The organism is Halobacterium jilantaiense, from assembly GCF_900110535.1.
GTDB lineage: Archaea > Halobacteriota > Halobacteria > Halobacteriales > Halobacteriaceae > Halobacterium > Halobacterium jilantaiense.
Genome location: NZ_FOJA01000001.1, coordinates 2,440,079 through 2,457,306 on the forward strand (window position 1 = coordinate 2,440,079; position 17,228 = coordinate 2,457,306).

Annotated in this window: 18 protein-coding genes; 7 read left to right on the top strand and 11 right to left on the bottom strand. The window is 71.3% G+C overall.

All coding sequences use genetic code 11. The annotated features are described in order from the left end of the window. Positions 1 to 106 precede the first annotated feature (106 nt). The 7 genes from BMW35_RS12745 to BMW35_RS12775 form a co-directional block, all read right to left on the bottom strand. Complete coding sequence (locus BMW35_RS12745; protein WP_089669920.1) at positions 107 to 841, bottom strand: nucleoside phosphorylase; 735 nt, start codon at positions 839 to 841, stop codon at positions 107 to 109. A 104-nt stretch (positions 842 to 945) separates the two neighbouring features. Then, the gene (locus BMW35_RS12750) at positions 946 to 1,878 is read right to left on the bottom strand and encodes a WD40/YVTN/BNR-like repeat-containing protein (protein WP_089669921.1); all 933 of its coding nucleotides are present in this window, start codon (positions 1,876 to 1,878) and stop codon (positions 946 to 948) included. A 41-nt stretch (positions 1,879 to 1,919) separates the two neighbouring features. After that, positions 1,920 to 2,807, bottom strand: coding sequence for an ATP-dependent ribose-1-phosphate kinase (locus BMW35_RS12755; RefSeq protein WP_089669922.1), 888 nt, complete (start codon positions 2,805 to 2,807; stop codon positions 1,920 to 1,922). Between the two features lie 50 nt (positions 2,808 to 2,857). Then, entirely contained in the window at positions 2,858 to 3,706 is an 849-nt protein-coding gene (locus BMW35_RS12760; protein ID WP_089669923.1) for a DUF63 family protein, read from the bottom strand. Between the two features lie 61 nt (positions 3,707 to 3,767). Beyond that, on the bottom strand, positions 3,768 to 4,712 hold the full coding sequence (locus BMW35_RS12765) for a ribose 1,5-bisphosphate isomerase (RefSeq protein WP_089669924.1): 945 nt from the start codon (positions 4,710 to 4,712) through the stop codon (positions 3,768 to 3,770). A 45-nt stretch (positions 4,713 to 4,757) separates the two neighbouring features. Then, positions 4,758 to 7,322 carry a methyl-accepting chemotaxis protein gene (locus tag BMW35_RS12770; RefSeq protein WP_281242495.1) on the bottom strand — a complete coding sequence of 855 codons (2,565 nt, stop codon included), beginning with the start codon at positions 7,320 to 7,322 and terminating at the stop codon, positions 4,758 to 4,760. Then, on the bottom strand, positions 7,319 to 8,560 hold the full coding sequence (locus BMW35_RS12775; RefSeq protein ID WP_089669925.1) for an ABC transporter substrate-binding protein: 1,242 nt from the start codon (positions 8,558 to 8,560) through the stop codon (positions 7,319 to 7,321). The genes BMW35_RS12770 and BMW35_RS12775 overlap by 4 nt, the downstream gene beginning before the upstream one ends. Before the next feature lie 97 nt (positions 8,561 to 8,657). Between BMW35_RS12775 and deoC the strand changes: the two genes are divergently transcribed. The 6 genes from deoC to BMW35_RS12800 all read left to right on the top strand — a co-directional run bounded on the left by deoC (position 8,658) and on the right by BMW35_RS12800 (position 13,712). Beyond that, positions 8,658 to 9,296 carry a deoxyribose-phosphate aldolase gene (deoC, locus tag BMW35_RS12780; RefSeq protein ID WP_089669926.1) on the top strand — a complete coding sequence of 213 codons (639 nt, stop codon included), beginning with the start codon at positions 8,658 to 8,660 and terminating at the stop codon, positions 9,294 to 9,296. Between the two features lie 57 nt (positions 9,297 to 9,353). Further along, positions 9,354 to 10,652, top strand: a complete 1,299-nt coding sequence (locus BMW35_RS12785; RefSeq protein WP_089669927.1) for a tRNA (N(6)-L-threonylcarbamoyladenosine(37)-C(2))-methylthiotransferase — start codon at positions 9,354 to 9,356, stop codon at positions 10,650 to 10,652. A 78-nt stretch (positions 10,653 to 10,730) separates the two neighbouring features. Continuing rightward, the gene (locus BMW35_RS12790; protein ID WP_218138607.1) at positions 10,731 to 11,411 is read left to right on the top strand and encodes a DUF4129 domain-containing protein; all 681 of its coding nucleotides are present in this window, start codon (positions 10,731 to 10,733) and stop codon (positions 11,409 to 11,411) included. Then, entirely contained in the window at positions 11,408 to 11,956 is a 549-nt protein-coding gene (locus tag BMW35_RS15705; RefSeq protein WP_177170842.1) for a DUF7269 family protein, read from the top strand. Before BMW35_RS12790 ends, BMW35_RS15705 begins: the two co-directional genes overlap by 4 nt. Next, positions 11,953 to 13,233 (top strand): DUF58 domain-containing protein, encoded by a 1,281-nt coding sequence (locus BMW35_RS12795; RefSeq protein ID WP_177170843.1) that lies wholly within the window; start codon positions 11,953 to 11,955, stop codon positions 13,231 to 13,233. Before BMW35_RS15705 ends, BMW35_RS12795 begins: the two co-directional genes overlap by 4 nt. Then, positions 13,230 to 13,712: a DUF7519 family protein gene (locus BMW35_RS12800; RefSeq protein WP_089669930.1), complete on the top strand. Its 483-nt coding sequence runs from the start codon at positions 13,230 to 13,232 to the stop codon at positions 13,710 to 13,712. The genes BMW35_RS12795 and BMW35_RS12800 overlap by 4 nt, the downstream gene beginning before the upstream one ends. Positions 13,713 to 13,719: 7 nt before the next feature. On the opposite strand, the gene BMW35_RS12805 is transcribed toward BMW35_RS12800, so the two are convergent. The 3 genes from BMW35_RS12805 to BMW35_RS12815 form a co-directional block, all read right to left on the bottom strand. Continuing rightward, a complete protein-coding gene (locus BMW35_RS12805) occupies positions 13,720 to 14,244 on the bottom strand; it encodes a hypothetical protein (RefSeq protein ID WP_089669931.1) in 525 nt (174 codons plus the stop codon). Between the two features lie 63 nt (positions 14,245 to 14,307). After that, positions 14,308 to 15,213: a cation diffusion facilitator family transporter gene (locus tag BMW35_RS12810; RefSeq protein ID WP_089669932.1), complete on the bottom strand. Its 906-nt coding sequence runs from the start codon at positions 15,211 to 15,213 to the stop codon at positions 14,308 to 14,310. A 40-nt stretch (positions 15,214 to 15,253) separates the two neighbouring features. Further along, on the bottom strand, positions 15,254 to 15,796 hold the full coding sequence (locus tag BMW35_RS12815) for an HIT domain-containing protein (protein WP_089669933.1): 543 nt from the start codon (positions 15,794 to 15,796) through the stop codon (positions 15,254 to 15,256). 105 nt (positions 15,797 to 15,901) lie between these two features. On the opposite strand from BMW35_RS12815, the gene BMW35_RS12820 reads away from it, so the two are divergent. Then, positions 15,902 to 16,120, top strand: coding sequence for a DUF7835 family putative zinc beta-ribbon protein (locus tag BMW35_RS12820; protein WP_089669934.1), 219 nt, complete (start codon positions 15,902 to 15,904; stop codon positions 16,118 to 16,120). Between the two features lie 55 nt (positions 16,121 to 16,175). On the opposite strand, the gene map is transcribed toward BMW35_RS12820, so the two are convergent. Further along, entirely contained in the window at positions 16,176 to 17,066 is an 891-nt protein-coding gene (gene map, locus BMW35_RS12825; protein ID WP_089669935.1) for a type II methionyl aminopeptidase, read from the bottom strand. Positions 17,067 to 17,228 lie beyond the last annotated feature (162 nt).

Consider the following 17,228-nt stretch of genomic DNA (forward strand, 5'->3'; position numbering starts at 1 on the left):
TCGGCATCGTTCGTCGCTTCCCGAACGGAACCCGCCTTCAGCCCACTGCAGACCGCGGCGGACACGCCCGCGCCCGACCGCCAGTGGACGGGCTGTCCACGCCGACTCAGGCGCGTTTCAGTTCGGCGACCGAGTCGAGCGCGATGTCGATAGCGCGCGCGACGTTGTTCTTCGCCTTCTCCGGGAGTTCGTCGTCGCTGTCGGCTCCCTTCTGGTTGCCGGCGACGAGGTTGCCGTCGGCGGTACAGATAGCGCCCGCGGCGAGGCCGCGGCGGCGCGCCAGCGAGAACACGGTTGCGGCCTCCATCTCGATGCCGAGCAGGCCGGCGTCCTCCCAGTCACCGATGTACTCGTCGCCCTCGTTGTAGAACGCGTCGTCGCTCACGATGGGGCCGACGTGGACCTCTTCGTCGTTGCTCTCGGCGGCGTCGACGAGCGTCGCGAGTACGTCGTAGTCCGGGACGGCGGGGTACTCGACGGACTCGTAGCGCTTGCTCGTGCCTTCCTCTTTCGCGGCACCGGTCGCGACAATCATGTCCCCGACCTCGACGTCTGTCTGGAGGCCGCCGATGGTGCCGACGCGGATGAACGTCTCCACGCCGACCTTCGCGAGTTCTTCGACGGCGATGGCGGCGCTCGGGCCGCCGATGCCGGTGGAGCTAATCGTGAGGTCGACGCCGTCGTAGGTGGCGTTGACGACCTTGTACTCGCGGTTCTCGGCGACGACCTCGCTGTCGTCGCAGTGGCCGGCGATGCGGTCGACGCGACCCGGGTCGCCGGGAATGAGTGCGATGTCGTGGACGTCTCCCTCGTCGACGAGCAGGTGCGGCTGCTTTGCCATGCGACGGGGTTCGGCGGTCGCGGAGAAAAAGACGTGGATACGCGGCCGCCGACACGAGCACCGCCGGGCTCAGCGAGACACGACGGCTCCGAACGCCGTCGCGCTCAGCCCACAACCACGCCGCGCGGCGTCGCGTCCTCCAGTGCGGGCGGCCAGCCGTCGGTCAGACACGTCCACGACTCGCCCCAGTCCTCGGTCCGGTAGACGCCGTGGTTCGTGGCGGCGACGGCCTCCCCCGACTCGCCCGTGGTCGCGAGTTCGGCCCGGAGCAGTCCTTCGGCGCTCGGCAAGCCTCCACAGCGCGCCCACGCGTCGTCGTCCGAATCGCGGCGGAACACGGCGCTGTCGGCGGTCTCGAAGGTGTGTGCGCTCCGCGCGCCGTGGGCCGCGGAGACGAGCAGCGCGCCGGGGTCGGTCGGGTCGCAGACGACGCTCCAGCAGTACGTCCGGTCGAGGCCGTCCTCGGCGGTCTGCCAGCTGTCGCCGCCGTCCTCGGTGACGTAGAAGCCGTCGCCGGCGGCCGCGTACGCGAGGTCCGGGCGCTCGGAGTGGGTCGCCATCGAGTGCGTGTCCATCGGGCCGGTCGGCACGCGGTCGCGCCACGAGTCGCCGCCGTCCCCGCTGCGGAGGAGCGCACCCGCCTCCACGGCGGCGTAGAGCCGGTCCGGGGTCCACTCCAGCCAGCGCACGTGGTGCGTCGACGGCCGCGGCGGGAACGCCCAGTCGTCGCTCGACGGCAGGTCGGTCAGGAGTGCGCACTGCTCGAAGGACGCGCCCTCGGGCGCGTGGTAGACGGCGCTCGGTTCCGTTCCCGCCCAGACGCCGGACTCGGCGACGGTCACGCTCGTCACGTCGCCGACGGCCGCGACGCGCTCCCAGTCGCCGGCCCCGAGACGGTGATAGACGCCGTCGCTCGCGCCGACGAAGACGCCGTGCGGGCCGTCGTCGATGCACTGCAGGTCGCCCTCGAAGTCGGTCGACAGCGTCCCGTCGTCGAGGGCGAGCACGCGGTCGGGGTAGGCGGCGAGCAGACTCATACCGGTCGTACCCGGCGAACCACGAAAGGTCTGTGCCCGGTCTAGAACTGGCCGTCGAGGAACGACCGGACCTCGGGCCGCGTCGGCGCGGTGCGCGCGCCCTCGTGCTGGGCGGCGAGCGCGCCGCAGGCGTTCGCGAACTCGAGGGCGCGCTCGTGGTCGTCGTCCGACAGCAGGACGGCGACGAAGCCCGCTGCGAAGGCGTCACCGGCACCCGTGGTGTCCACCGGCTCGATGTCGAAGCCGGGGTGGCTGTACGAGGCCGACGGCGTGTGGACGGTCGCGCCCTCCGACCCGTGCTTGACGACGACGACGCGGTCGCTGAAGTCCGAGCCGGGGTAGGCGGCCTCCTCGTCGAGGACGGCCTCGGCCTCGTTGTCGTTGACGAACAGCACGTCGGTGCGGTCGAGGGCCGCGGAGAAGTCGCGGTCGCCGAGCCGGCGTCCCGGGTCGAAGGAGACGGTCGCGCCGGCGTCGTCGGCGAGTTCGGCGAGCCGGTCGGCGGTCGCGGGGCGCTGGCTGGTGAGGTGGAGGTGGTCGCAGCCCGCGACGACGTCCGGGTCCACGTCCTCCGGGCCGACGGCCTCGTTCGCGCCGTCGTTGCCGAGCACCATGACTTCGCCGTCGCCGTCGACGACGAGGTACTTCACGCTCGTCTCCAGCCCGTCGACGACCCGGAGGCCGTCGAGGCCGACGCCGGCGTCCTGCAGTTCGCGCTGTGCGAGCAGTCCGTGCTCGTCGTCGCCGACGCTGCCGACGAGCCCCGTCTCGACGTCGAAGCCCGCGAGCGCGACGGCGACGTTCGCGGCGCTGCCGCCGCCCGAGCGCAACTGGGAGACGATCTCGGCCTCCCCGTCCGGCTCGGGGAGGTCGTCCACGCGGAGCGTGACGTCCCAGTTGACGTGGCCGGCGGCGACGACTCTGACCATACCACCGCGGAGCGGCCGCCGCGGCTAAAGTCCTGCGGGGTCGGCTCGACCTAGAAGCCCGCGGGGTTCGCGGCGATGAACAGCACGACGTTGTGGACGCCCGGGCCGAGGCCGACGGCGGCGACGACGCCGAGCAGGAGGTTGCCCTCGCTGGGGAGTTCGCGGACGTAGTCGGCGAGCAGGGCGACGACGCCGGCCGCGAGCGCGAGTTTCACGAGGACGAACAGCCAGCCGGTGCCGAGCAGCGGCTCGGTCGGGAGGTCGGCGGCGAACTCGATGATGGCGGCCGACAGCGGCGTCTGCTCCCCGTACCCGAGTACGTCGATGCCGACCGTGGTGGAGGTGGCGTCGAGGGCGTGGCCGAAGACCGCGAGGACGCCGGCCGCGCCGACCGTCGCGGCGTCGTCGGGACGGACGCGGGCGACGACGGCCCACGTCGCGGCCGTGAGGACGGCGGCGGCGGCGACGGCCGCGAGCGGCCACGGGAGCGTGAGCGTCTGCTCGGTCCAGCCCCGGTAGAGCGCGGCTCCAACGGTGGGGACGGCGAGCAGGGAGCCGGCGGCAGCGAGCGCCGGGACCACTGGCACCGACGGGCCGGCACGCCGGGCGACCAGCCACGTCGCGCCCGCCACCGCGAACGTCGTCACGTAGACGACTGGGGAGCCGAAGAACGGTGCGACGGCGTCGGGGAACAGCGCGAGCTGGTAGCAGACGTAGAGGCTGGACCCGAGCACCATCCACGGCGCGAGCGCGAGCACGACCCGCGTGCTGACGGCGGGCCGGTCGCGGCGGAGCCCGGCGACCACCGCGAGCGTGGCGGCCGCGACGGCGACGAGGTAGGGCAGCGACGGGAGCGCGAACCCGCTCGGGAGCACGCCGGAGAGCGCGACAGCGTTCATACGAGGTGGCGTCGGGCTCGCGAGGAAAGTGTTGCCCTTCGCCGGCCAGTACCGGTTGCGGTCAGTCCTCGGTCCAGGGCTCCGTGGTGCCGTCGCCGTACAGCTCCCGCATCAGTGTGACGATGCTCTCGGGCGGGAACTGGCCGCGCTCGGTGACGATGGCGTCGACGTACCGCGGCGGCGTCACGTCGAACGCGGGGTTCTCGACGTCCGGGCTGCCGAGGCGCTCGCGGTCGTCGTCCGACAGCACCTCGGTCTCGTCGCGCATCTCGATTTCGACCGTGTGCCCGGTGAGCGTGTCCGGGTGGAGCTTCAGCGTCTGCGCCGCGACCATCACCGGGACGCCGCGCTCGCGGGCGGAGACGGCGAGCATGCTCGTCCCGACCTTGTTGATGACGGAGCCGTCGGCGGCGATGGAGTCCGCACCGACGAGGACGTGGTCGACCTCGTCGAGGTACCGGCGGCCGGCGTTGTCCACGATCATCGTCACCGGCACGTCCCAGTCGCGGAGCTGTTCGGCCGTGATGTGGCCCTGCTTGCGCGGCCGGGTCTCCTTGACGACGGCCTCGATGTGCTTGCCGTCGTCGATTGCGGCCTTGACACAGGCCAGCGCGTCCGTCGAGTGGCAGTGGGTCATCACCACGTCGCCGTCCCGCAGCCGGTTCGCGCCGATTTCCCCGAGGTCGTCCTGCGCGCGGTCGAGCTGGTCGCGGAACGACTCGGCGGCGTCGACGGCCGACGCCCGGAGCGTCGCCACCGTCTCGCCGTCCAGATTCCGGAGGACGTACCGGAGCGAGTTCGGGAGGCTCACGGCCGTCGGCCGGGTGTCGCGGAGGTGGCGGGCCGCTTCCCGCATCTCGGCGCGGAACGCCGCCGGGTCGCTCGCGTCGCTGGCTCGCGCCTGCGATTCGAGCGCGTCGGCGGCGGCCCGGGCGATCGTCGCAGCCCCCCGAATCTCCATCTCCGCGATGTCCTCGGCCGTCGAACGGACGTCCTCGTTGACCATACTCGGCCTACGCGCCCACGAGGAAAAGAGTTCGGCGACCCGCCGTCAGCGGAAGTCGAAGCCGCCGTCCGTCGCCGCGTCCGGGTCGTCGTCGCCCGCGGACTCACCGCCGTCGGCTGCCGCGGAGTCGGAGTCGTCGTCACCCGGCAGCACCTCGTCGGCCGGGTCGTCGCCGGCTGGCTCGTCGTCGCCACCCGCGCGCTCGCTGTCGGCGAGCGCCTCCCGGGTCTCGAACTGGGCGAGCAGGCTGTTGAGGTCCGACACCTGGTCGTCGAGCTCGTCCGCGAGGCCGGCGACCTCGGAGACCGAGGCGGCCTGCTCCTCGGCGGCCGCCGACACCTGCTGAGCCTCCGTCGCGGTGCGCTCGCTGAGCTCCTCGACCTCGTCGGTCATCGACACGACCTCCTCCGTGGAGGCGGCCTGCTCGTCGGTCGCCTCGCTGATGGACTGCACGCTCGCGTTCGCGTCCTCGACCTGCCCGCCGATGTCGTCGAGCGCGGACAGCGCGGCCTCGATGGTCTCGCTGCCGGCGTCGACGCGCTCGCCGAGTTCCGCCATGTCGCCGACGGTCGCCTCGACGTCCCGCTGGACGTCCTCGACGAGTCCCTCGATTTCGGCGGCGGACTCTTTGGTCTCGTCGGCGAGGTCCTTGACCTCGTCTGCGACGACAGCGAAGCCGTCACCGCTCTTGTCGGCGCGGGCGGCCTCGATGTTCGCGTTCAGCGCGAGCATGTTCGTCTGCTCCGCGATGTCCGTGATGACGCCCGTCACCTCGCCGATGGCGTCGACAGCCTCTTCGAGAGCGTTGACCCGTTCGACGGCGCTGTCGGCGGTCGCCTCGATGCGCTCGAGTTCGGCGACCGCGTCCTCGCCGAGCGCCCGGCCGCGCTCGCTCTCGGTCGCCGCTTCGTCGACGGTCTGGGCGACGTCGTCGGCGCTCGCCGCGATCTCCTCGACGGTCGCGGACAGCGACGTGATCTCGTCGCCGACCGTGCCGAGCCGGTCGCGCTGCTGGTCGGCGTCTGCCGAGATGTCCTGAACGGACTCGCTGACCTGGTCGCTCGCGTTCCGCATCTCCGCGGAGCTCGTGGAGACGTCGGTGCTCGCCCGGTCGACGGCGTCCGCGATGGACCGAACCTGGGAGAGCGTCGCCTCCACGTCGTCCATCATGTCGTTGAACGCCGCGGCGATGTCCCGCATCGGCTCGCTGTCGGCGTCCTCGTCGAGACGCCGAGTCAGGTCGCCGGCCGCGGCCGCCGCCATCTCGTCGCTGTACTCGGCCGCCCGCGCCTCCAGCCGCTCGGTGAGACGCTCGGACTCGCGGCGCGCCTCCTCGGCCTCCTCGCGCGTCTGCTCGGCGTTCTCGCGGGCCTCGTCGAGGTCCGTGATGAGCGCCTCCAGGCGCGTGTGCATCTGTGAGAGCGACGCCCCGAACGACCCGGGGAGGTCCTCGTCGAGCACGTCCGCGTCGAAGTCCTGCTCAGCGAGCGCGTCGGCCTGGCTCGCTGCCGTCCCGAGGTACGCCTGCATCCCCTGGAAGGACTCGACGAGCTGGCCGAGTTCGTCGGTCCGGTCGGTGTCCGGCACGTCGGTATCGAGGTCGCCCTCCGCGACCGCCGACGCGACCCCGGAGAGTTCGTCGAGGGCACTGGACGTCCGCCGCCCGACGGTGAGGCCGACGAGCAGCAGGCCGACGAGCGCGATGACGACCATCCCGGCGAGGTACTCCGTCACCTGCGTCTGGAGCGCGTACGCCTCGCCGCGCGGCACGTGGTACGCCAGCACCCAGTCGGTCCCCGCGACCGGCGTGTACGCGGTCGCGTACCGGCCGTCCTCCATGCCGGTGCGCTCGCTGTTCACCTCGTAGACCGTCTGGCCGCTGCGCGCGGTCTCGACCGCGTCCGGCGTCTCCCCGTCGCTGTCGGTGTACTGCTCCAGCAGCGCGCGGTTCCGGTTGTCGAACGTGATGGTGCCGTCGCCGCCGACGACCTTCACGTCACCCGTCGCGATCGGGGAGTTGAACGACTGCGAGCGGTCGGCCAGCGAGACCGTCATCGCGAGCACCCACCCGGTCTTGTCAGTCGGCGCGGTCACCGCCACTACGGGCTCGCCGTCGACGCGGTAGGGGTCGGACATCTGGACGCTCGTGGTCCCATCGGCAATCGTCCCGAACCACGGCACGTCCTCGCTGGACAGTGACTCGCCCGTTCGCGCGTCGTCCGTGCTCGCCACCACGCTGTTCGTCCCCGTCGAGACGATGTGGATCGCCAGCACGCTGTCTTGGAGTGTCGCGAGCTGGCGTTCCAGCTCCGGCTCGACATCGCTCGCCCAGACGGAATCGCCGCCGAAGTCCGACGCGAGGAACTGCGCGGTCGCCTCCTTCTGGGTCGCCCAGTCGTGCAGCGAGGCCGCCTGCTGTTCCGCGATGCCAGACACCTGCTCTTCGGTGTCGGCACTGACAGACGCCTGCGTCTGGAGGTGGATGAACCCACCGGCGGCTGCGACCACCACCACCACTGCGAGCAACAAGATGTTGAACTTCGCGGCGTAGCTGCCCCGGAGTCTGGCGGGCAGCACGCGGTCGAGCAGCCCACGGTCGATGTCGCTCACGACCCGTCACCCCCGGAGAAGAACCCCGGCTTCAGTAGTTCGAGTGTCTCCATGCCGCTGTCCACGACCTGCTGGACGAGGTAGCCGGTCACCGGTTCGAGGTCGTCAGTGAGGTCCATGCTACCGGCCGCTCCCTTGTAGTTGAGTTCGCGGCCTGCGTCCACGAGACTGCGGGCGCGACCGAACTCGTTGACGGTCACCGAGTGCCCGACGCCGCCCGAGACGGACTGCAGCGCGCCAGCGGCGGCCGACGACGACGCGTCCCCCGCGTACTCGCCGGCGAGCAGCGGCAGCATCGCGGCGTCGTAGGCGTTCGTGGCGTACACGAGCAGTGGCGCGATATCGCTCAGTTCGCGCCGCAGCCGCTTCGTCCCGACGGTGTTCGAACTGGCGACCGACGCCGTGTAGACGCCCGACCAGTTCGGTTTGGGGTTCGACGGAACGAGCCCGGAACTCAGCGCCACCCCGCCGTCGTACTCGCGCCGCAGCAGCTCTTCGAGGACGGACTCCGAGGAGCCCGGCGACCCGACGAACGCGATGGCGTCCGGGTCGGATGCGAGCGCGTCGTCGACAGGCCCTTCGGGCGTTTCGGTGGAGCCAGCGTAGGCGACACTGGCGACCACGTCGGCGTCGAGGCTGTTCTCGACGCCCTCCGCGAGCGCCGAGCCGAACGCGTTGTCGAGGTAGCAGACTGCGACGGTGTCTGCGCCCGCGTACACGTCGTCGTCGACGATTTTCGCCATGACGGCGGCCTGCTGACTGTCGTTCGGGCACGTCCGCGCGAAGAACTTCCCGTCGTCAGTGCGGCCCGCGGACGCCAGCGTCGGCGCTGTGCTAGACGGGCTGACGAGTAGCGTTCGGTCCTCGGCGGCGCGCTCGGTGAGCGACCCCGTGACGTCACTGATGACCGGACCGACCACGGACAGCAGCGAGTGGTCCGCCGTGAGCTCGTCGTACGCCTCCGCGGCGGTCTCCGGGTCGGCCGCCGTGTCCTTCGAGACGTGGACGACCTCGCGGCCGCCGACGCCCCCGGCGCGGTTCGCGTGCTCGACCGCTGTGGCGACCGCGCGCTCGTGGTGGCTGGCGACGTCACCGAGCGCGCCCGGCCCCGACAGCGGGAGCAGTGACCCGACCGCTACCGGCTGACTCGACCCCCCGATCCCCATACAGCCGGCGAGGCCAGCGACTGCCGTCGCCCCGGCGGTTGCTAGCCAGTCACGTCTAGTTGCACGATGCATACCACGTTGGTTCCGGTACCCGTATTTCAACGTTCGGTTGGCGTTATCAGTACGGAGAGTCGAGGGTTCTTTGCCGGGCGCGCCCGCCCTGTCCGATATGGACCGCCACGAACTCGCTGCCCGCATCGACCACACCGTCCTCGGGCCGGAGACGACGCCCGCGGACGTCGAAGGCGTCGTCGACGAGGCCGCCGAGTACGGCATGAACGTCTGTATCCCGCCGTGCTACGTTCCCGAGGCACGCGAGCACGCGCCCGACGACCTCACTGTCGCCACCGTAATCGGGTTCCCGCACGGCCAGCACGCGACCGCTGCGAAGGTCGCAGAGGCCGAGGGTGCCCACGAGGACGGCGCGGACGAGCTCGACCTCGTAATCAACGTCGGCCGCCTCAAAGCCGGCGAGCACGACGCCGTCGAGAGCGACATCGGGGCGGTCGTCGACGCCACGCCGCTCCCCGTGAAGGTCATCATCGAGACGGCGCTGCTGTCCGACGACGAGAAACACGCCGCCTGCGAGGCCGCCGAGGCCGCCGGCGCGGACATGGTGAAGACGTCGACCGGGTTCGCCGACGGCGGGGCGGAGGTGCCGGACGTGGAACTGATGAGCGAGTACCTCCCCGTGAAGGCCAGCGGCGGCGTCGGGACCTACGAGCAGGCGCAGGCGATGTTCGACGCCGGTGCCGTCCGCATCGGCGCGTCGTCCGGTGTCGAAATCGTCGAGTCGTTCGACGCGTAGCCGGTTCACCGCCTACCGCATCCCTTTTGGCCGCGGGCGGGCAACGACTGGGTAGCGATGGCCCGCTACCACATCGAGACGTACGGGTGTACCTCGAACCGCGGCGAGAGCCGCGAAATCGAGCGACGCCTCCGCGACGCCGGCCACCATCAGGTGGATGGGCCGGCGGACGCGGACGTCGCCATCCTCAACACCTGTACCGTCGTCGAGAAAACGGAGCGCAACATGCTCCGGCGGGCCGAGGAACTCGCCGACGAGACGGCCGACCTCATCGTCACGGGCTGTATGGCGCTCGCTCAGGGCGAGGAGTTCGACGACGCGGACGTCGACGCCCAGGTGCTGCACTGGGACGAGGTCCCGGAAGCCGTCACGAACGGCGAGTGCCCGACGACGACGCCGGACGCCGAGCCGATTCTGGACGGCGTGGTGGGTATTCTCCCCATCGCGCGGGGCTGCATGAGCAACTGTTCGTACTGCATCACGAAGCAGGCGACCGGCCGCGTGGACTCGCCGCCGGTCGAGGCGAACGTCGAGAAGGCCCGGGCGCTCGTCCACGCCGGCGCGCGCGAGATTCGCATCACCGGACAGGACACGGGCGTCTACGGCTGGGACGAGGGCGAACGGAAGCTCCCGGAGCTACTGGAGCGCATCGCCACCGAAATCGAGGGCGACTTCCGGGTGCGCGTCGGGATGGCGAACCCCGGCGGGGTCCACGGCATCCGCGAGGAACTGGCCCGAGTGTTCGCCGAGCACGACGAAATCTACAACTTCCTGCACGCGCCCGTGCAGTCCGGCAGCGACGACGTGCTCGAAGACATGCGCCGCCAGCACGAGGTCAGCCAGTACCTCGACATCGTGGAGACGTTCGACGACTACCTCGACGAGTGGACGCTCTCGACGGACTTCATCGTCGGCTTCCCGACCGAGGACGACGAGGACCACGAGCAGTCGATGGACCTGCTGCGCGAAACCCGCCCCGAGAAAATCAACGTCACGCGGTTCTCGAAGCGCCCCGGCACCGACGCCGCCGAGATGAAGGGGCTCGGCGGGCAGACGAAGAAGGACCGCTCGAAGGCGATGACGGACCTGAAGATGGACGTCGTCGGCGACGCCCACGAGTCGATGGTGGGCACGGAGCGCGACGTACTCGTCGTCGAGGAGGGGACCGGCGACTCGGTGAAGTGCTACGACGAGTCCTACCGACAGGTCATCATCCAGAACGCCACCGAACACGGCCTCGAACCCGGCGACTTCGCCACGGTCGAGGTCACCGGCCACCAGACCGTCTACGCGTTCGCCGAGCCGGTCGCGCCCGTCGACGCCGACGACGGCCGCGCCGAGACGACTGCGGACTGACCGAGCGACCTCCCGAACTGATTTCGCGTCCTGCGAACGTGGGCAACGTCTAACAGTCGCGGGCTTCGAGACGACTGCGTGAATCGACGAGCCCTCCTCGCGGTTCTGGCCGCTTCGGGCGCGTGCGTGGCGTTCGGCGTAGCCGGAGCCACGTTCGGTGCCTCGATTCCAGCTGACGACCCCGCTCCCGGTTCCGTCGACGGGCCTCTGGACGTGGCTGCTGGCGGCGGCGGTGGCGGGGAGCGACTCGCCGACCGGAACGTCGCCGATGGGAGCGCTCGCTGCGTGCTCTGTGGCGTGAGCGCTCGCTCGCTAGTCGCCGGGCTGGTGCCCGCCGTCGGCCCGCTGACGTGGGCGGTCCTCGCCGCCGTCGTCGCCGCTGGCGCGTGGGTCGCCGGGCTGCGAAAGGGAGACGCCGACCCGGCGAACGGAGCCGAACCGACAGACCCCGACAGCGCGGTCCGGTCCGGGGAATCAACCGCAGCCGGTCACAGCGTTCCGCCCGATGCGCCTGCCACGAACGGAGTATACCGCGCGTGGGCGTCGCTGGCAGAACGAGTGTCCGGGACCGTCCCGGACACGCGGACGCCCCAGTCGGTCGCCGAAGACGCCGTCGACGCCGGGTTCGACCAGGACGCCGTGACGCGGCTGACCGCACTGTTCGAGCGCGTCAGGTACGGGCCAGCCACGGCGACAGCCGAGCGTGAGCGCGCGGCCCGCGAAGCGCTCGCAGACGCAGACGACGGGGAGGAGCCGTGAGCCGGCAGACGGTACTCGTGCTGACCGGCGTGGCGTCGACGACCGCCGGACTGGTGTTGCTCGGGACGCCGGCGTCGGCTCCGGCGGCGGTCCCCGTGTTGCCGGTCGTCGGTCTCCTCGGCGTCGCAGCGCTCGCAGTCGGCGGTCTCGCGGCGCTCGACCGGTTCGGGGACGGCGTCGGCACCGGTGACCCGAGCAGTTCGTCGGCCACTGTCGCAGTTCCGGGCGACGACTTCGACGACCGGCTCGCAGACCTGTCGGTGACCGACGACGCGGGCCGCGAGGCAGTTCGAGACCGGCTCACGGCGGCTGCAGCGGTCGCGCTCGCGGCCGAGAACGGTTGCTCTCGGAGTGCTGCTCGGGAGCGAATCGACGCGGGCGAGTGGCCGGACGGCCGCGACAACGCTCGGGTGCGGGCGTTCTTCGCGGGTCGCGACCCGACCCCGGCCGAGCGCGTCACCACGGTGCTGACCGGGGAGCCGACGATTGCTCGCCGAGCCAGACGCACGGCGACCGTGCTCGCCGAGCGGGGGGACGACCAGTGACCGGCGGTGCGAGCGCGTCCGGAGCGGTCCGGCCCACCGGCCGGTGGCGGGGGCTCGCCGGTGCAGCACTACTGCCCGGGGTCGTCGGGCTGTTCGCTCGAACGCCGGCGCTGCTCTCGGTGAGTGCACTCGGCGTCGCGCTCGCGGCGTACGCCCGGGGAGTGGAGCCGCCGCCCGCGGCGTCGGTGTCCGTCTCCCGGACCGTCAGTGACTCGCGTCCCGACCCGGGCGACGAGGTGACCGTGACAGTGGCCGTGGAGAACACCGGGTCGCGGACGATTCCGGCGCTGGAGGTCGCCGACGGCGTCCCGCCGGGGCTGTCGGTCACGACAGACAGTCCTGTACTCGGGACGGCGCTGCCGCCGGGCAGCACCGCGACCGTCACGTACCACGTCGCGGCGCGCCGCGGGGCCCACGAGTTCGAGCCCGCGACGGTCGTCACCCGGGACGTCGCCGGCGTCGTCGAGCGCCGGGTCGATATGGCGGCACAGTCCTCCGACACCATCGACACGCGCTCCGTCGCTCGGGAGTCCCGGGTGGGGTCGCTGCCAGCGACACCCACTCCCCGTGCAGGGACGCGCCCAGCGGATGCGAGCGGCGGCGGCGTGGCGTTCCGTGGCGTCCGCGAGTACCGCCGCGGCGACCCGCTCGCGCGCGTCGACTGGCGTCGCCTCGCTCGCACGGGGGAGCTCGCGACCGTCGAATACCACGCTGACCGACGAGCGACAGTCGTACTCGTGGTCGATGCCCGCCGGACAGCCGCTGTCGCACCCGGTCCGGGCGAGCCGACTGCGCGACGGCGTGCGGCGGAGGGTGCGGACGAACTGTACGCGTCGCTGTCGGCGGCGGGGTACCGGGTCGGCGTGGCGGTCTTCGGTGAGGGTGCCGAGTGGGTGCCGCCCGGGAGCGGCCCAGCCCACGACGCCCGGGTTAACGACTGTCTGCAGCGGATTGCCGACGACCCGGACTCGACCGCTGACCCGCCGGACTGGCGCGCGTGGCTCCGTGAACGCGTCCCGGCCGGAGTGGCCGTGGTCGCACTGACGCCGGTGTGCGACGATGCGGCGCTGGACGCGCTCCACGTACTCGGGGCGCGAACGCTGGTTCGCGTGGTCGCTCCCGACCCGACGGCCGGGGACACCCCCGGCCACTGGCTCGCAGCACGTGAGCGCTCGCGACGGCTCGACGACTTGACATCGCGCAAGGTTCCCGTCGCCGACTGGCCGCCGGGCATCCCGCTTCGCGAAGCTCTGGCCGAGGCGGGGTGGCGAGGATGAACCGGTCGGGCGTCGTGTCCGGCTTCGCGTCCGGCCTCGCTGCGGTCGCGGCACTCGTTCTGGCGGGCGTCGACGCGGCGTCGACGCTCGTCGCACTCGGGTCCGTCGCAGTGCTCCTCGCAGGGCTGTTCGTGGGACGCCGGGGTGCCGTTACGCTCGGCACAGCCGGACTGGGCGTCGCGGTGACGATGGCCGGGCTCGCCGGGGCGAGTGCGACGGGTCTCGCCGCCGGTGCGGCGGCGACGGTTGTCGCGTGGACCACCGGGCAGACCGCCGTGGAGTTCGCCAGCCGGGCGTCGGCGGTGGCGACCACCAGCCTCGAACTCGTGCACGTCGCCGGGACGACCGGAGTGGTTGGCGCGGCCGCCGCGCTCGCGGTTGCGCCCCGGACGCTGTCGTTCGACTCGTCGCCGCTCGGGGTGGCGCTCGTGCTGTTCGGTGGCGTCGCGCTCACGGCGGCCGTCCTCCTCGCGGACTGACCTGTCGCTACGCCGGCGGCCCACCGGCTTCGGGCGGGTGGGTGACCGTTCTGAGTCCCCACTCGACGGCGAACAGCGCGGCGGCCGCGAGGAGAAACACGGGGACGAACACGGACCCCCAGATTGCGAGCGTGATGCTGCCGCCACCCTCGACGAGGAACGTGTACCACGTGAACGCCGTCGCCGCGAACAGCGCGAACAGGGAGGTGGCGTACCGAAACCGGGCGTAGACGTAAGCCGACGCACCGGCCACCGCGGCTGCGCCGAGTGCGGCGAGTGCGACCCAGAACAGCGTGGCGGCCGGGTCGAGTGAGAGCGGGTCGGGTCGCGCGAGGAGCGTCGTTCCGGCCCAGAGGGCGACGGTGACGACGGCGTACGCGACGCCGAAGCCGGCTGCGAACCGACTGGGGGACGACGCGTGACTGCGGAGGGACGGGTGCCAGACGGCAGCGGTGACTGCGAGCCCAGCGACTCCGGCGACGAGGACTGTCGCGACTGTGCTGCCGAGGAGTGGCCAGGAACCTCCGGGCATGGCGCAGTAGATGGATGGCTGACACTTAACGCTGCGGGCGGACTCACAGCGGCTGCGAGTGCGCTACTCGGTCGCGTTCACTGGGCTCTCGCCCTTCCACTCCCCGAGTTCCTTCGGGTCGACGTGGACGAACACGTCGTCGACCTCCGGGATGGATTCGAGGTCGAGGATGAGTTCGGTCTCGATGTCGTGGGCCTCGTGCAGCGTCATCTCGCCCTCCACCTCGACGTGGAGACTCACGTCGATTTCGGGACCGACGTAGTGCGCGACGACGTCGTGGGCACCCTCTACGTCGGGGTGGGCGAGCGCGCGGGACAGAATCTCCTCGCGGAGGTCCGCGGGCGGCGCGGCCCCGACGAGGTAGTTGAGGTTGTCGCGGACAATCTCGTAGCCGGTGTGGAGGATGCCGGCGGCGACGACGAACGCCGCCAGCGGGTCCAGCACCGGGTAGCCGGCGGCCGAGCCGAGGACGCCGGCGAGCGCCGCCCCGGCAGTGAGGATGTCGTTGCGGTTGTCGAGTGCGGTCGCGCGCAGGGCGGGCGAGTGGTGGTTCTCGGCGACGCCGAGAACGTACCGGTAGAGGACGTACTTCGCGACGGCTGTCCCCGCCAGCACGAGGACGCCCGGGAGGCCGGCGCTCCGACCGGGGTCGCCCGCGAGCAACGATGTGCTCGCCTGCCAGAGCACGGCCGCGCCCGCCGCGAGCACGCCGAGCGCGACCACGAGGGAGACGAACGGCTCGATGCGCTCGTGGCCGTGGGGGTGCTCGAAGTCCGGCGGCTGGGTCGTCAGGTAGAGGCCGCCGAGGACGACCACCGAGTACGCCACGTCCGCGAGGCTGTTGACGGCCTCGGAGCCGACCGCGAGGCTGCCGGTCGCCCACCACGCAGCGCCCTTCGCCGCGACCAGCCCGAGGTTCGCCGCGAGCACGAGGAGACCGACGCGGCGGACCGCCCGCTTGCGCTCCATCGACGCCTCCTACTCCGGCCCGTCACTTCGGGGTTTTGATTCAGTCGAAAGTCACCCTGACCGCGCCGCTCGGACCCTCACTGGCGTCTTCGCGAGCGAGGAACGCGTCGTGGAGCCGGTCGTAGGTGTCGTCGAGCGCCTCCACGATGACCTTCGTGTCGCTGACGGTTGCCATGAAGTTCGTGTCGCCGTTCCAGCGCGGCACGACGTGCGTGTGCAGGTGGTCGTCGATGCTGCCGCCGGCCGCGCCGCCGCCGAGGTTCAGCCCGGTGTTGAAGCCGTCGGGCCCCATCGCGGCGTCGAGCGCGTCGACGGTCGCCTGCTTCAGGCGCGCGTGGTCCAGCAGCACGTCGTCATCGAGGTCGGTGTACTCGCCGGTGTGGACGTCCGGAATCACCATGCAGTGTCCGGGGTTGTACGGGTAGTTGTTCAGCATCACGGCGGCGTGCTCGGAGCGCGCCACGACGAGGTGTTCGCGGGCGTCCTCGCGGCCGGGGAACTCGCAGAACACGCAGTCGACGCCCTCGTTCTTGTCGTCGCGTTCGACCCACTCGATGCGCCACGGCGCGAACACCTGGTCCATGTCCGGGGCGTGGGCGGCCCGCGGCAGGAGGTTTTCGGTGCCGTTCGGTCCAGGGTCAAACAGCGACCAACCCCACCCGAGTTTATTTGTGTCGAGGGCCCCTGAATGCAACCGGTGGTTCCAGTGGCGAGCAAGACCCCCACGACGGACGCACTGACGGAGCGCTGCGAGAACTGCGGCGGCGTCACCGCCCACCGCGTCTCCGTCGAGGTCCGAACGGAGAACGAGGGCGGGGAGAACGCCGCGTTCTCGCGGGAGCCCTACCGCGTCGCCACGTGCCGGACCTGCGGGGAGGAGACGAGCAAGCGCATGAACGACGCCTGACCGGCCGGCCACACCCCACCTCCTCCGATATTTCTCGACCTGCCGAGCGCGACAGTCAGTCCGTCACGACCTCGCAGCCGTCCTCGGTGACGATGAGCGTGTGTTCGTCCTGACTGACGAGCGCGCCGTCGGACTCCTTCAGCACCGGGTACGACCGCACGATGTCGGCGCGCTCGAGCCGCTGGAGACTCATCTCGGCGCGCGCGCCGTCCAGCCAGCGCGCCGCGAACGGCAGCCCGTCGAAGCGTTCGAGGTCCTCCAGTAGCTGGCGGGCGCGCCGGTCGCGGACGTTCCCGGAGCCGACGACCTCGTAGATTTCGGTGTCGGTGCCCTCGCCGACCTTCCCGGTGCCCGTCGTCGCGAACGGCTCGATGGCGAGCACGTCACCGGCCTGCAACTCCACGCCCGAGTCGACGGCGCGGTTCGGGACATTCGGTCCGGTGTGCGCGTCGTAAACGTCCATCCCGTGGCCCGTGAGGTTCACGACCGGCTTGTAGCCGTACGCCTCGATGACGTCCTGAATCTCGGCCCCGATTTCGCCGGTGTGGACGCCCGGCTCGACCGCGTCGATGGCGGCGTCGAGGGCCTCCTCGGCGGCCTCCACGAGTTCGGGGTTCCCGGAGAGGTCGACGGTCGTCGCCGCGTCCGCGATGTGGCCGTCGACGTGCACGCCGACGTCCAGACACACCACGTCCTCGCCGAACTCGGTGTCGTCCTCGGCACCCGGCGCGGCGTGGCTCGCCTCCTCGTCGATGCTGATGTTCACGGGGAACGCCGGCTCGCCGCCGAGCTCTCGGATGCGCTCCTCCGCGTAGTCCGCCACTTCGAGGTGGGTCGCACCGACCTCGACGCGCTCCGCCGCCTCCGACATCACGGTGGTCAGGATGTCGCCGGCCTCCACGTACTTCTCGTAGGCCTCCGAACCGACCTCGACGCTGTCTGTCATACACGGGGCTTCGCCCGAACGCGGCAAAGAGGTTGCGGGTCTCCCCCGACGGCTACGTCTCGCTACGTGAGCCGATTAGCAATGTCTTGAGCGGTGGCCGGGATGGAGCCTGTAACCGAGCCGCTTCGACGATGCACGGCACGCTTCGGTTTAGCGGCGACC

What these genes read in the sequence shown, in the direction of transcription:
- BMW35_RS12745 (WP_089669920.1), bottom strand. Translation starts at nt 841, where the DNA reads ATGGCAAAGCAGCCGCACCTGCTCGTCGACGAGGGAGACGTCCACGAC.
- BMW35_RS12750 (WP_089669921.1), bottom strand. Translation starts at nt 1,878, where the DNA reads ATGAGTCTGCTCGCCGCCTACCCCGACCGCGTGCTCGCCCTCGACGAC.
- BMW35_RS12755 (WP_089669922.1), bottom strand. Translation starts at nt 2,807, where the DNA reads ATGGTCAGAGTCGTCGCCGCCGGCCACGTCAACTGGGACGTCACGCTC.
- BMW35_RS12760 (WP_089669923.1), bottom strand. Translation starts at nt 3,706, where the DNA reads ATGAACGCTGTCGCGCTCTCCGGCGTGCTCCCGAGCGGGTTCGCGCTC.
- BMW35_RS12765 (WP_089669924.1), bottom strand. Translation starts at nt 4,712, where the DNA reads ATGGTCAACGAGGACGTCCGTTCGACGGCCGAGGACATCGCGGAGATG.
- BMW35_RS12775 (WP_089669925.1), bottom strand. Translation starts at nt 8,560, where the DNA reads ATGCATCGTGCAACTAGACGTGACTGGCTAGCAACCGCCGGGGCGACG.
- deoC (WP_089669926.1), top strand. Translation starts at nt 8,658, where the DNA reads ATGGACCGCCACGAACTCGCTGCCCGCATCGACCACACCGTCCTCGGG.
- BMW35_RS12785 (WP_089669927.1), top strand. Translation starts at nt 9,354, where the DNA reads ATGGCCCGCTACCACATCGAGACGTACGGGTGTACCTCGAACCGCGGC.
- BMW35_RS12800 (WP_089669930.1), top strand. Translation starts at nt 13,230, where the DNA reads ATGAACCGGTCGGGCGTCGTGTCCGGCTTCGCGTCCGGCCTCGCTGCG.
- BMW35_RS12805 (WP_089669931.1), bottom strand. Translation starts at nt 14,244, where the DNA reads ATGCCCGGAGGTTCCTGGCCACTCCTCGGCAGCACAGTCGCGACAGTC.
- BMW35_RS12810 (WP_089669932.1), bottom strand. Translation starts at nt 15,213, where the DNA reads ATGGAGCGCAAGCGGGCGGTCCGCCGCGTCGGTCTCCTCGTGCTCGCG.
- BMW35_RS12815 (WP_089669933.1), bottom strand. Translation starts at nt 15,796, where the DNA reads ATGGACCAGGTGTTCGCGCCGTGGCGCATCGAGTGGGTCGAACGCGAC.
- BMW35_RS12820 (WP_089669934.1), top strand. Translation starts at nt 15,902, where the DNA reads ATGCAACCGGTGGTTCCAGTGGCGAGCAAGACCCCCACGACGGACGCA.
- map (WP_089669935.1), bottom strand. Translation starts at nt 17,066, where the DNA reads ATGACAGACAGCGTCGAGGTCGGTTCGGAGGCCTACGAGAAGTACGTG.